Annotated in this window: 9 protein-coding genes, 4 tRNA genes and 1 pseudogene; 5 read left to right on the top strand and 9 right to left on the bottom strand. The window is 71.7% G+C overall.

Features of this window, described 5'->3' with window-relative positions; all coding sequences use genetic code 11:
• The first annotated feature begins 164 nt into the window (after nucleotides 1-164).
• Nucleotides 165-2,483 carry a RelA/SpoT family protein gene (locus QSK10_RS00645; RefSeq protein ID WP_285662884.1) on the top strand — a complete coding sequence of 773 codons (2,319 nt, stop codon included), beginning with the start codon at nucleotides 165-167 and terminating at the stop codon, nucleotides 2,481-2,483.
• Between the two features lie 634 nt (nucleotides 2,484-3,117).
• Here the strand turns inward: QSK10_RS00645 and QSK10_RS00640 are convergent.
• From QSK10_RS00640 to QSK10_RS00630, 3 genes are all read right to left on the bottom strand, one after another.
• Complete coding sequence (locus QSK10_RS00640) at nucleotides 3,118-3,813, bottom strand: nucleotidyltransferase domain-containing protein (RefSeq protein WP_285660557.1); 696 nt, start codon at nucleotides 3,811-3,813, stop codon at nucleotides 3,118-3,120.
• Between the two features lie 90 nt (nucleotides 3,814-3,903).
• Nucleotides 3,904-4,800 (bottom strand): peptidylprolyl isomerase, encoded by an 897-nt coding sequence (locus QSK10_RS00635; protein ID WP_285660556.1) that lies wholly within the window; start codon nucleotides 4,798-4,800, stop codon nucleotides 3,904-3,906.
• A gap of 36 nt (nucleotides 4,801-4,836) precedes the next feature.
• A complete protein-coding gene (locus tag QSK10_RS00630) occupies nucleotides 4,837-5,127 on the bottom strand; it encodes a hypothetical protein (protein ID WP_285660555.1) in 291 nt (96 codons plus the stop codon).
• Between the two features lie 202 nt (nucleotides 5,128-5,329).
• On the opposite strand from QSK10_RS00630, the gene QSK10_RS00625 reads away from it, so the two are divergent.
• On the top strand, nucleotides 5,330-6,037 hold the full coding sequence (locus QSK10_RS00625) for an MBL fold metallo-hydrolase (RefSeq protein WP_432705284.1): 708 nt from the start codon (nucleotides 5,330-5,332) through the stop codon (nucleotides 6,035-6,037).
• Between the two features lie 57 nt (nucleotides 6,038-6,094).
• Nucleotides 6,095-7,420: a histidine--tRNA ligase gene (gene hisS / locus QSK10_RS00620; RefSeq protein ID WP_285660553.1), complete on the top strand. Its 1,326-nt coding sequence runs from the start codon at nucleotides 6,095-6,097 to the stop codon at nucleotides 7,418-7,420.
• 46 nt (nucleotides 7,421-7,466) lie between these two features.
• Here hisS and QSK10_RS00615 read toward each other — a convergent pair whose 3' ends face one another.
• The 6 genes from QSK10_RS00615 to QSK10_RS00590 form a co-directional block, all read right to left on the bottom strand.
• Nucleotides 7,467-8,417: a Rossmann-fold NAD(P)-binding domain-containing protein gene (locus tag QSK10_RS00615; RefSeq protein WP_285660552.1), complete on the bottom strand. Its 951-nt coding sequence runs from the start codon at nucleotides 8,415-8,417 to the stop codon at nucleotides 7,467-7,469.
• Between the two features lie 22 nt (nucleotides 8,418-8,439).
• Nucleotides 8,440-8,527: transfer RNA gene (locus tag QSK10_RS00610), tRNA-OTHER, on the bottom strand.
• A 10-nt stretch (nucleotides 8,528-8,537) separates the two neighbouring features.
• Nucleotides 8,538-8,610: transfer RNA gene (locus QSK10_RS00605), tRNA-Ala, on the bottom strand.
• Between the two features lie 22 nt (nucleotides 8,611-8,632).
• Nucleotides 8,633-9,325, bottom strand: a complete 693-nt coding sequence (locus QSK10_RS00600; protein ID WP_285660551.1) for a Rossmann-fold NAD(P)-binding domain-containing protein — start codon at nucleotides 9,323-9,325, stop codon at nucleotides 8,633-8,635.
• 246 nt (nucleotides 9,326-9,571) lie between these two features.
• Nucleotides 9,572-9,647, bottom strand: a tRNA-Arg gene (locus tag QSK10_RS00595).
• 13 nt (nucleotides 9,648-9,660) lie between these two features.
• Nucleotides 9,661-9,732, bottom strand: a tRNA-Tyr gene (locus QSK10_RS00590).
• Between the two features lie 165 nt (nucleotides 9,733-9,897).
• Between QSK10_RS00590 and QSK10_RS00585 the strand changes: the two genes are divergently transcribed.
• On the top strand, nucleotides 9,898-11,118 hold the full coding sequence (locus QSK10_RS00585; RefSeq protein ID WP_285660550.1) for an MFS transporter: 1,221 nt from the start codon (nucleotides 9,898-9,900) through the stop codon (nucleotides 11,116-11,118).
• A 64-nt stretch (nucleotides 11,119-11,182) separates the two neighbouring features.
• A pseudogene (gene aspS, locus QSK10_RS00580) lies at nucleotides 11,183-12,925 on the top strand (aspartate--tRNA ligase); the annotation flags it as partial.
• Between the last annotated feature and the right edge of the window lie 9 nt (nucleotides 12,926-12,934).

The following is a 12,934-nucleotide window of genomic DNA, read 5'->3' as shown; positions in this document are numbered from 1 at the left end:
GCCGTGAATGCGTGTTACACCACCGGCGTGCCACGGCGCCGAACCGACGCCAACCGGGGCCCCCGATGGGCCGGACGGCTAACATTGGCGTCTGACCTGACCTCCTACACCGACGGGAGCAGTTGGTGGGCAACGACGTCGCACCGGAGAACGGACGCGGGGCCGTGCCAACGGTCCCGTCCAGGCCCACGGGCGAGACGGGAGGCGGCCTGGGGGCCGCCCCGACCGGCCGGCGCGTACGCGCGCGCCTGGCCCGCTTCAACGCGCCCTGGCAGGCGCAGCAGGTCTCGGAGGTCCTCGAACCGCTCGTCGCCACGCACCGCGCCAGTCACCCGCGCGCCGACGTCAAGCTGCTCCAGCGCGCCTACGACACCGCCGCGCGCTGGCACACCGGGCAGTACCGCAAGTCCGGCGACCCCTACATCACGCACCCCCTCGCGGTGGCCTCCGTCCTCGCCGAGCTCGGCATGGACACCACCACGCTCATCGCCGCGCTGCTCCACGACACCGTCGAGGACACCGACTACACCCTTGAGCAGATGGAGAAGGAGTTCGGCGGCGAGGTCGCCCTCCTCGTCGACGGCGTGACCAAACTGGACAAGGTCAAGCTCGGCGACGCCGCCAAGGCCGAGACGATCCGCAAGATGGTCGTCGCCATGGCCAAGGACCCCCGCGTCCTGGTCATCAAGCTCGCCGACCGCCTCCACAACATGCGCACCCTGACCTTCCTGCCCCGCCCCAAGCAGGAGCAGAAGGCCCGGGAGACCCTGGAGATCCTCGCCCCCCTCGCCCACCGCCTGGGCATGAACACCATCAAGTGGGAGCTGGAGGACCTGTCCTTCGCGACCCTGTACCCCAAGCGGTACAGCGAGATCGCGCGCCTGGTCGCCGAGCACACCCCGCAGCGGGAGATGCTGCTGGCCCGCGTCACCGACAAGGTCAACGCCGACCTGCGCGCGGCCAAGGTCAAGGCGATGGTCAGCGGGCGCCCGAAGCACCTGTACTCGATCTACCAGAAGATGATCGTGCGCGGCCGCGACTTCTCCGACATCTACGACCTGGTCGGCATCCGGGTCCTGGTGGACTCCCTGCGCGACTGCTACGCCGCCCTCGGCGTCATCCACGCGAACTGGCAGCCCGTCCCCGGCCGGTTCAAGGACTTCATCGCGATGCCCAAGTTCAACATGTACCAGTCGCTGCACACCACGGTCATCGGCCCGACCGGCAAGCCCGTCGAGATGCAGATCCGCACCTGGGCCATGCACCGCACCGCCGAGTACGGCATCGCCGCGCACTGGAAGTACAAGGAGACCAAGGGCGCCACCATCGTCGGCCCGCCCGCGCACATCGACGAGATGGCGTGGCTGCGCCAGCTCCTCGACTGGCAGCGCGAGGCCGCCGACCCCTCCGAGTTCCTCGACGCCCTCCGCTTCGACCTGTCCTCCAGCGAGGCCTACGTCTTCACGCCCAAGGGCGACGTCATCGCCCTCCCCAAGGGCGCCACCCCCGTCGACTTCGCCTACGCCGTCCACACCGAGGTCGGCCAGCGCTGCATCGGCGCCCGCGTCAACGGCAAGCTGGTGCCGCTGGAGTCGCAGCTGGTCAACGGCGACGTCGTGGAGATCTTCACCTCGAAGTCGGAGACCGCCGGGCCCTCCCAGGACTGGCTCGGCTTCGTCCGCTCGCCCCGCGCCCGCACCAAGATCCGCCAGTACTTCAACCGCGAGCGCCGCGACGAGGCCATCGAGCAGGGCAAGGACCTCATCACCCGCGCCATGCGCAAACAGGGCCTGCCCCTCCAGCGCATGCTCACCACCGACGGCCTCACCGCCATCGCCCGCGAGCAGCACCTCACCGACGTCACCGCCCTCTACGCCGCCGTCGGCGAGAACCAGGTGTCGGCGCAGACCGTCGTCCAGCGCCTCGTCGCCTCCTACGGCGGCACCGAGGGCGCCGTCGAGGACATCGCCGAGACCGCCGTGCCCTCCAAGCCCGGCCCCCGCGAGCGCGGCAAGACCCACGACACCGGCGTCGTGGCCGCCGGCGTGGAGGACTCCAACGTCCCCATCAAGCTCGCCCGCTGCTGCACCCCGGTTCCCGGCGACGAGATCCTCGGCTTCGTCACCCGCGCCGGCGCCATCTCCGTCCACCGCACCGACTGCGAGAACGCCGACGACCTCCTCGACCAGCCCGACCGCCTCGTGGAGGTCAGCTGGCGGCCCTCGTCCGACAGCACCTTCCTGGTCGCCATCCAGGTCGAGGCCCTCGACCGCCACCGGCTCCTGGCCGACGTGACCAAGGTGCTGTCCGAGGAGAAGGTGAACATCCTCTCCGCGACCGTCACCACCACCCGCGACCGGGTGGCCGTCAGCCGCTTCACCTTCGAGATGGCCGACCCGAAACACCTCGGCCACCTCCTGCGCGTCGTCCGGCGCGTGGAGGGCGTGTACGACGCCTACCGGGTGACCTCCAGCGGGGGATAGCGACACGAAGAAGGGCGGGCCGAGGCCCGCCCTTTCGGGTGTCAGTCGCGCGCGGAACAAAGGCAGGACCCGGGCCACCCGCTATGCCCGTGCACGAAGCACGCCCGAGGACAGGGGCGAGACGCAGGGCAGACCCGGGTGCGACTCGCAGCCAAGAGCGAGGGAACTAACCCGGGCAAGGTGACTGGCTGGCTACGGGGTCAAAACCCGGGCCACGACCGAAGCTTGTTGTTTTAGATCCGGGCATGGTGACTGGCTTGCTACGGGGTCAGAACCCGGGCACCAAACGAAGCTCGTTGTAGTAGAGCCGGCCCGAGACGGCCCGCAACCCGCCGACAAACCGCGACCCCGAGACCAGATCCGCTGAAGCTGTCTCGGGATAGGAGAGGATCCTCCCTCGGTCGGCCGGATGGTTCTTCGAACGAGGGTTCTCGGGGTGTCAAGACACGCTCTACCGTCTTGACACCCCGGGGTTCCTCGTTCACCGTCGCAAAGGCCGAACGCGGGTGGAGCCTCCCGAGAGAGGTCCGGCGTCCAGGGGCCGCACCCCTGGTCGGGTCCCAGGGGTGAAACCCCTGACCAGACGGCGATGGGAACCCACCGCCAACCCGACGAGCAGCCCAGGGGCGATCGCTCAAACGGCCGACCCCCGCACCGCGATCAAGAACTTCTCCACCCGCCCCCGATCCGGCACCTCCGGCAACCCCGACCCCACCACCGCCGCGTCCACCCGCCCCCGCAGCCCCGCCGCCAGCGCGTCGAACTCCGCCCACGCGACCTCCCCGTCCCGCACCGCCAGCAGCAGCTCCCGCTCGTCGGACACGTCCACCAGGACCTCGCCGGTCTCCAAAACGTGCGCGGCCGCGCGCAGCAGCCGGAGCATGTGCATCGCCTGCTTCCAGCGGACCTCGCCGGTGCGCTGGTACCTGGCCGTGAGCTTGCGCAGCTGCGCCTTGGCGTACAGCCCGTAGGTGTCGGCCACACGCAGGGACAGGAACGCCCTGCGCAGCTCCAGCAGCTCCTCGCCGACGGGCGTGACCATGACGCGCAATGGCGACCACAGGCACTCCAGGACCGTCGGATTCGCCGCGAGGGCCAGTTCGCAGAGGCGTTCCAGTTCCCACGAGAACAGCTCGGCGCCGGGGGAGGAGGGCCCGTCCACGTGGGTGGGGGGTTTGTCGAAGCCCCAGAACAGCGGTGTGGGCGCGAGGTAGACGCCGCGTTCGTCGATGTCGCTGCCGTCGCGGGCGAGTCCGTACGCGCGGGAGCCGACCACGCACCGGTAGACGGTGTGGCCGGCGACGAGGCCGTGGGGGTCGATCGAGGTCACCGCCGCAGGCTACTGCGAAGGGCGGGCGGGCTCGCGCGAATATGCGGAAGGGCCCGGACCGATCACGGTCCGGGCCCTCCGGGAGTTCGGCTAGCTGCCGCTGCTCGGCTCGGTGCTCGGCGAGCCGGAGGTGGCCGGCTGCGACCACGGGTTCTGCGGGACGCCGTCGGGGTTGACCGGGCCCACGACGGTGCCGGTGACCGTGACGGTCTCCTTCGGCGTGCCGTCGCCGTTCTCGGCGGCCTTGGTCGGGTCCTCCTTGGTCACCGCGCCCTTCTCGGCGATGGCCTTGACGACGTCCAGGCCGCTGCTGATGAAGCCGACGCGGGTGTACTTCGGCTGGAGGGGGGTGTCCTCGTAGCAGATGAAGAACTGGCTGCCGGGAGTGCCGCTGCCGCCCTCGGCCATCGCCACGGTGCCCGCCGGGTACATGTACGTCCCGTCGGGGCCGGCCTCGGGGAGGTTCTCGTCGGCGATCTCGTAGCTGGGGCCGCCCGCGCCGGTGCCGGACGGGTCGCCGCACTGCAGGACGTAGATGCCCTGGGTGGTGAGGCGGTGGCAGACGGAGTTGGTGAAGTAGTTCTTCGAGGACAGGAACGCGAAGCTGCCCGCGGTGCAGGGCGCCTTGTTCAGGTCCATCTGGACGACCACGTCACCGGTGTTCAGCTTCAGCGTGAAGTCCTGGGTGCCCTTGCCGGGCTGCGTCCCCGGGGGCTTGCCCGTGGCGACCATGTTCTGGTTGAAGCCGCCCTGGTTCTCCGGGGTGATGTACTTCGCGTCGCAGTTCCCGGCCACGGGGACGGCGGGCTTCGGCTTGAAGATCAGGTAGCCGATGAAACCGGCCGCCGCGAGCACGAGGACGGAGAGCGCCGATGCGATCACTGTGCGCTGGAGCTTCTTGCGCTTCGCCGCGGCGGCGTTCTTTTCGGCCATGTGCTGTACAAGTCGCGCGCGTGCCGCGTCGCGCTTGTCCCGGGCTGGAGACACCCTTACTCCTTAATCAGTACTGCTGAGAGGTCGTGGTCACGCGGCGCCGGACTCGCCCGCGGAGGGCTCCGACGGCTGGTCCGAGGGCGCGTCGCTCGGCTCGCTCGACGTGGAGGTCGCCGGAGCCGGGTTCTCCGGCTTCGGGTCGCTGTCGAAAACGCCCCAGAGCCACAGCCCACCGACGACGATGACGGCGATGAGCCCGATGATCACACCCGCGGTGATCTGGCGGCGCTTGCGCTCGGAGGCTGCCCGGCGGGCAGCCTGGCGTTCCGCCTTGGCGCGGGCGAGCTCGCGCTCCCGGGCCTTGCCCTTGGTCGACGGCACGTGCACTCCTCGAATGCGTTCGGACGCGTGCCCGCCCCCCGAATGTGGGGAGGGGCACAGCACAGGGGTTCTTGTCTGCGACGTCGGCGAGTGTATACGGACATACTCGATTCATCGCCGCAGCGGGAGTCGGTAGTCTGTTCGCCGAACGGGACGTTTTCGCCCGCCGAAGCCCGCGGAACGGTACGGAAAGGGATGAATGGTGCTCGTCGCCAGTCTGATCGCGGACGCGTTCGCCACGAATTGTTATGTGGTCGCGCCCGCCGCCGGCGAGGAATGCGTCATCGTCGATCCCGGTATCGGCGTGGACGCCCGCCTCGACGAGGTCCTGGCGCGCCACCGGCTCAAGCCCGTCGCGGTCCTGCTCACCCACGGTCACCTCGACCACACCTTCTCCGTGACGCCGGTGTGCGGCGCGCGCGGCATCACCGCCTACATCCACCCCGAGGACGCCGCGATGCTCGCCGACCCCATGAAGGGCCTGTCGAGCGACCTGCGCGCCCTGTTCGGCGGGCGGCTGACCTGGACGGAGCCCGAGGACGTCGCGCCGCTGGCGGACGGCACTCCGGTGCGCCTGGCGGGGATGGATTTCACCGTTTCACACACCCCCGGCCACACCCGCGGCTCGGTGGTGTTCGGCCTGCCCGGCGAGGGCGAGGACACCGGCACCCTGCTGTCCGGCGACGTCCTGTTCGCCGGGTCGATCGGCCGCACCGACCTGCCCGGTGGCAGCATGGACGCCATGCGCGCCACCCTGCGGGGGAAGATCCTCACGCTCGACGACGGCGTCCGCGTGCTGCCCGGCCACGGGCAGGCGACCACGATCGGCCGTGAACGGCGGACCAACCCCTTCCTCACCGAGGAGTTCCTCGGCACCGGCCATATGTCGGCGCCGGGACGCGGTTTGTGATCCGCGTGCCGGCGCCTGCCCGCGCCCGGCCGAACCCGATCGAAGAGGAACGTGAAAATGGAACGTCCGACCCCGCTGTCCGGTTTCCCGGAATGGCTTCCCGCGCAGCGCATCGTCGAACAGCGCGTGCTGGCCAAACTGCAGCGCACTTTCGAGCTCTACGGTTTCGCGTCGGTGCAGACGCGCGCGGTGGAGCCGATGGAGCACCTTCTCGCCAAGGGCGAGACCTCCAAGGAGGTCTACGTCCTGCGCCGTCTCCAGGCCGACGCCGGTGACGACTCCGACGCCCGCCTCGGCCTGCACTTCGACCTGACCGTGCCCTTCGCCCGCTACGTGCTGGAGAACGCCGGGAAGCTGCAGTTCCCGTTCCGGCGCTACCAGATCCAGCCCTGCTGGCGCGGCGAGCGTCCCCAGGAGGGCCGCTACCGCGAGTTCTGGCAGGCCGACATCGACATCGTCGACAAGGACGGCCTGCCGCCGCACTACGAGATCGAGCTGCCCCTCGTCATCGCCGACGCCCTGCGCGGGCTGCCGATCCCGGCGATCCGGATGCACGTGAACAACCGCAAGGTCTCCCAGGGCTTCTTCCGCGGGCTCGGGCTGTCCGACCCCATGGAGGCCATCCGCGTCGTCGACAAGATCGACAAGATCGGTGACGACGGCGTCGGCAAGCTCCTGGCGTCCACCCTCGGCGCCACCGGCGACCAGATCGAGGCGTGCCTGGCGCTGGCCCGCATCTCGGCGCCCGACGCCTCCTTCGTCGAGCGCGTCCGCGCCATCGGCGTCGAGGACGAACTGCTCGACGAGGGCCTCGCCGAGCTCGCCGCGGTCGTCATGACCGCCGCCGAAGAGGCACCCGGCCTCGTCCTCGCCGACCTGCGCATCGCGCGCGGCCTCGACTACTACACCGGGACCGTCTACGAGACCTTCATGGACGGCTTCGAGCACCTCGGCTCGGTGTGCTCCGGCGGCCGCTACGACACCCTCGCCTCCGACGGCAAGAGCACCTACCCCGGCGTGGGCCTGTCCATCGGCGTGTCCCGCATCCTCGGCGCGCTCTTCGGCGCCGGGAAGCTGACCGCCACCCGCGAGACGCCCACCGCCGTCCTGGTCGCCCTGCCCTCCGAGGACGACCGCCGCGCCTGCGACCGGCTCGCCCGCCGCCTGCGCGAACGCGACATCGCCGCCGAGGTCGCCCCCTCGGCGCAGAAGTACGGCAAGCAGATCCGCTTCGCCGAACGGCGCGGCATCCCCTTCGTGCTGTTCCCCGGCGAGGACGGCCCGCAGATCCGCGACATCCGCACCGGCGAGCAGGTCCCGTGCGACGTGGACGCGTGGGAGCCGCCCGCGGCCGACAGGGTCGCGGGGATCGTGGGGGAGTAGTTCGCGCGGTGGAGTGAGTTGAGGGGCGGCCAGAGGGCCGCCCCTTTCACGTGGCGCGCGGGAAGGCCGCGACGAGCGGGGCGTAGAGGGTGGCGGCGGCGTCCTCGGCGTCGAGCGGCGGCACGGGTGAGCGGTGGTCGGGGACGCCGGGGTCGACCGCGTGGAACGTCACGCCCACCCACACCGGCGCTTGGAGCACGGCCGGAGCGGCGGTGATGACGTGGGCACCGCCGGGGGACGCGACGAGCGCGGGCCGCAGCCGCTCGGTGAGCCAGCCGGGGACGACGGTGTTCAGCGTGGCCTCGGTCAGGCGGCGGTCCCACGGGCCTTGAGGGTCGAGGGGCGGTGTCGCGGTGTGCACGAGCACGGACAGCCGCCCGCCCGACAGCCGCGCGGTCTCGGCGGCCAGCGCGCGCACGTCCCGCTCGCCGGAGAGATCGGCCTCGACGACGTGCAGCCGGTCGAGAGCGCCTTCGCCGCGCCGCATCGCCTCCCAGCGCTCGCGGTGGGCGAAGGCGTGGCCGAAGCGGCGCAGGGTGCGCTCGGGCTCGGGGGCGGCGGTGATGACCGTGGCGCCGTCGCGGAGCAGCCGCCACGCCAGGGCGAAGCCGGGGCCGTCGTGGGCGTGGGTGACCAGGGCCGTCCGGCCGTCGAGCGCCGCGTGGGTGTGGCGGCGTTGCCAGTGAGCGTGGGCGCAGGCGGGGCACAGGTGGTGGTAGGGGTGATGCGCCTGGTGGTACTTGGCCGCGCACAGGGCGCAGCGGCGGGCCCGGCGGTAGAGCGTGCCGCGTTCCAGGTACGACGTGGGCGCGGCTGGCGGTGTGAAGGCGTCCCGGGCGGCGGTGTCGGCGCGGCGGTCGGCACCGCGGCGGCGCTTGCGCCCGTCGCGGGCGAAGGCGGCGGCCGCGCTCTCCGCGCGCAGCCGCGCCGGGTCGTCCGGCGGCAGCGCGCGCAGCTCGCCGAGCAGCCGGTGGAAGTGCTCGATGCCGTCGTCCATGCCGCCTCCGAGATGGGTGGAACACCCCCGGCCGGAGTCGAACCGGCGTCCTCCCGGTCCACCGATCTTCAGTGGGAGCCGGGCGCGACGACCTCTGCGCTACGAGGGGTGTCCTGGAACATCCGGGGGCGGGATTCGAACCCGCGGCCTCCGCCCTGCGGGAACGGCGCGCTGCCACCTGCGCCACCCCGGATGTGGCCGAGACGATACCGGGTTCACGTCGCGCGAGGGAACGCGGCCACGAGCGGCGCGTACAGAGTGGCTGCGGCGTCGATGTCGTCCAGGATCCCGCGCGGCGGCGTGGCGGGGACGATGTCGTGACGGTGGATGCGCTGCGCCGGCAGCGCGTCGATCCGCCCCGGGGCGACGGTGATGACGTGGCCGCCTCCGGGCGCCTTGGACAGGGAGGCGTGGAACTTGTAGACGAGCAGCGTGGGGACCACGTACCTGGCGGCCGCGGCCTCCAGCTGCGACCTCCACATCGCGTAGGGCGCCTGGGCGACGTGCGCGGTGTTGACCAGGATCGACAGGCGCCCGCGGTACCGGTCGTACATGTCCCGGCCGAGCACGTCGACGTCGTACTGGCCGGACAGGCCGTTGACCAGGACCGTCAGCCGGGAGTCCGGCGCGGTGCGCGCCTCCTGCTCCAGCCGGGCGCGGTTGCGCTCCGATCGCGGGTCGGTCACCACCGCGACCTCCGCTCCGTCGCGCAGCAGCATGCGCGTCAGCTCGTAGGAGGCGTCGTCGGCGATCCCGGTGACGAGGGCGAGGCGACCGGAGAGGTCGGCGCGGGCGGTGCGGCGGGTCCAGTGGGCGGCCGCGCAGGACGGGCACAGGTCGCGGTAGTGGCCGTGGGCGTGGCGGAACTTCGCCGCGCACAGGGCGCACGGGCGGGCGCGGCGGTACATCGGGACGGGTGGCGCGTCCGGCCCGCGGGGGGTGTTCCGGACCGCGCGGTCGGCGGCCCGGTCGGACGCGGCGCGCCTGCGGCGGCCGTCGCGCGCGAAGGCCGCGGCGGCGCTCTCGGCGTGCCGCCGGGCGGGGTCCTCCGGCGGCAGGGCGCGCAGGCGGCCGAGCAGGTCGTGGAAGCGGGCGAGGTCGTCGGCGTCGATGGTGTCCTTCTCAGCGATGTCAGTCCTCCTCGGAAGAGGGAACGCGCCCGGGCCGGAGTCGAACCGGCGTCCTCTCGATCAGGCGTCGAGCGCGACGACCGTCTGCGCTACCGGGCGCGTCCTGGTGTCCCTCCCGCGGTGGGACTCGAACCCACGATCTCCGTCTTTACATGACGGCGCTCCTGCCACCTGAGCCGCGCGGGTGAGCGGCCGTCACTGTATCCGGAACACGCTCCGGGGAATCTTCTCCAGTGGGTCCCTCGTTCGCCGTTCAAGTCCACCGATCTTGGTGAGGGGGATCACCGCCCGCGCGGGCGACAATCGTCGTAGCCACCCGCGAGGATGGACCGCGGAGGTCACCACCACTCATGAATCTCACCCCTTACAAGCGGGTCCTGTCGCTCCCCGGCGTCACGGCCCTGATCATCGTCGGTTCCGCCGCCCGGTTCCCGGTCGCCGCCATGAACATGGCGATGCTCTTCCACGTCCGCGAGGGCCTGCACGGCAGCTACCTCCAGGCCGGGCTCGTCTCGGCCCTGCTGACCGTGGGCGCGGCCGTGGGCTCGACGGTGAACGGGCGGCTGATCGACCGGGTGGGACTGCGGCCGGTGCTGGCGGTGACGGGGGTGGCCACCGCGGTGTTCTGGACGACGGCCCCGCTCATGTCCTACCCGGTGCTCGCCGCGTGCGCGCTGCTGGCGGGACTGGCGGCGCTGCCGGTGTTCGGCACGATCCGGCAGGCGCTGGCCGCGATGGTGCCCCCCGACCAGCGGCGCACCGCCTACTCGCTGGACGCGATGGGCGTCGAGATCGCCTTCATCGTCGCACCGGCGGGCGCGATCTTCATCGCCAGCGCGAACTCCGAGGCGGCCCTCTACTGCGTCGCCGGGCTCGCGGCGATGGCCGCGCTGATGTTGTTCCGGCTCAACCCGCCCACCAAGAACGCCGAGGAACTGGCCGAGATGGCCGGGCAGGCCCGCCCGGCGCGCCGGACGTGGCTGCGCGGGCCGATGGTCGCGATGCTCATCGCCGCCGTCGGCGCGACCATCGCCCTCGGCGGCGGCGAGGTGTCCATGGTGGCGATGCTCAAGGCGCACGGGCAGGAGTCGCAGTCGGCGATCGTGCTGGGCCTGTGGGCGGCGTTCTCGCTGATCGGCGGCTTCGTCTACGGCGGCCTCAACCGCGAGGTCCACCCGCTGCTCCTGCTGCTGGGCATGTGCGTGGCGCTGCTGCCGCTGGCGCTGACCACGACGTGGTGGGCGATGGCGCTGGTCCTGATCCCCGCCGGGATGCTGTGCGCGCCCTCGCTGAGCGCGATGAGCGACAAGGTGAGCAAGCTCGTCCCCGCCTCGGTGCGGGGAGAGGCCATGGGCATGCACGGCTCGGCGATCACCGTCGGCGGCGCGATCGGCGCCCCCATCGTCGGCGCCATCATCGACCACCTGGGCGCGCCCTGGGGCTTCGTGGCCGCCGGTGGCGGCGGGGCCCTGCTGGCCTTCGCGGGCTGGCTGCTCATCACCCTCGACCGCACGCCGGCGCCCGCGGAGGAGCCGGCGCGCGCGGCCGAACCGGTCCTCGACACCGCCTGAAACGGCTCGACACCGCCTGAAACAATGAGGGGCGAATACACGACTCGAACGAGGAGAACGTCCCTTGTACCGGACCCATGAGGCCGGCACCCTGCGTGCCGCGCACGTCGACGAGCAGGTCACCCTCGCGGGGTGGGTGGCGCGCCGCCGCGACCACGGCGGTGTCGAGTTCATCGATCTGCGGGACGCCTCGGGCGTGGTCCAGGTCGTCTTCCGCGAGGGCGAGGTCGCCGAGGCCGCCCACGCCCTCCGCAACGAGTACTGCGTGCGGATCACCGGCACCGTCCAGGCCCGCCCCGAGGGCAACGAGAACCCCGAGCTGGCCACCGGCGCCGTCGAGATCGTCGCCGACGAGCTGACCGTGCTGTCGGTCTCGGCGCCGCTGCCGCTGCCCATCGACGACAACGTCGAGGTCGGCGACGACATCCGCCACCGCTACCGGTACCTCGACCTGCGCCGCACCGGCCCCGCCGCCGCGATGCGCCTGCGCTCGGAGGCCAACCGCATCGCCCGCGAGCTCCTCCACGAGCTGAAGTTCACCGAGATCGAGACGCCGACCCTCACCCGCTCCACCCCCGAGGGCGCGCGCGACTTCCTGGTCCCCGTCCGCCTCAAGCCGGGCGCCTGGTACGCCCTGCCGCAGTCGCCGCAGCTGTTCAAGCAGCTGCTGATGGTCGCCGGCATGGAGCGCTACTACCAGATCGCGCGCTGCTACCGCGACGAGGACTTCCGCGCCGACCGGCAGCCGGAGTTCACCCAGCTCGACATCGAGGCGTCCTTCGTCACCGAGGACGACATCATCGCCCTCGGCGAGAAGATCGTCCGGGCGCTGTGGCGTGAGCTGGCCGGATTCGAGATCCCCGGCCCGATCCGCCGTCTCACCTGGCACGACGCCATGAACCGCTACGGCTCCGACAAGCCCGACCTGCGCTTCGACCTGGAGATCACCGAACTCACCGGCTACCTCAGCGGCACCGAGTTCCGGGTCTTCGCCCAGGCCATCGAGACCGGCGGCTACGTCGGCGCGGTCGTCATGCCCGGCGGCGCGTCCCAGACCCGCAAGCAGCTCGACGGCTGGCAGGACTGGGCCAAGGCGCGCGGCGCCCGCGGCCTGGCCTACGTCGTCCTCGACGCCGACACCGGCGAGGCCCGCGGGCCCGTCGCCAAGAACCTCTCCGAGGCGCACCTGGCCGGGCTCGCCGACGCCGTGGGCGCCAAGCCCGGCGACGCCGTGTTCTTCGCCGCCGGCCCCAAGCGCGTCGACGCGCAGGAGCTGCTCGGCGCGGCCCGCCTGGAGATCGGCCGCCGCTGCGAGCTGATCGACGAGAACGCGTGGTCGTTCCTGTGGATCGTCGACGCCCCCATGTTCGGCGAGACCGACGAGGGCTGGACGTCCCTGCACCACCCCTTCACGTCCCCGAACGCCGACTGGGCCCAGAAGTTCCAGGACGACCCGGGTGCCGCCCTGGCCTACGCCTACGACATCGTGTGCAACGGCAACGAGATCGGCGGCGGATCCATCCGTATCCACTCCGCCGAGATGCAGCGCCGGGTCTTCACGACCCTCGGCATCACCGACGACGAGGCCGCCGACAAGTTCGGCTTCCTCCTCGACGCCTTCCAGTACGGCCCCCCGCCGCACGGCGGCATCGCCTTCGGCTGGGACCGCATCTGCGCCCTGCTCACCGGTGAGGACTCCATCCGCGAGGTCATCGCCTTCTCCAAGAGCGGCGGCGGCCACGACCCGCTGACCGGCGCGCCGACCCCCATCACGCCCGAGCAGCGCAAGGAGGCCGGCGTCGACGCCGTCTTCGAG

The organism is Actinorhabdospora filicis (assembly GCF_030269765.1).
Lineage (GTDB): Bacteria > Actinomycetota > Actinomycetes > Mycobacteriales > Micromonosporaceae > Actinorhabdospora > Actinorhabdospora filicis.
Note: the sequence above shows the minus strand (reverse complement) of the source record. Positions and strands in the feature narration are given on the sequence as shown.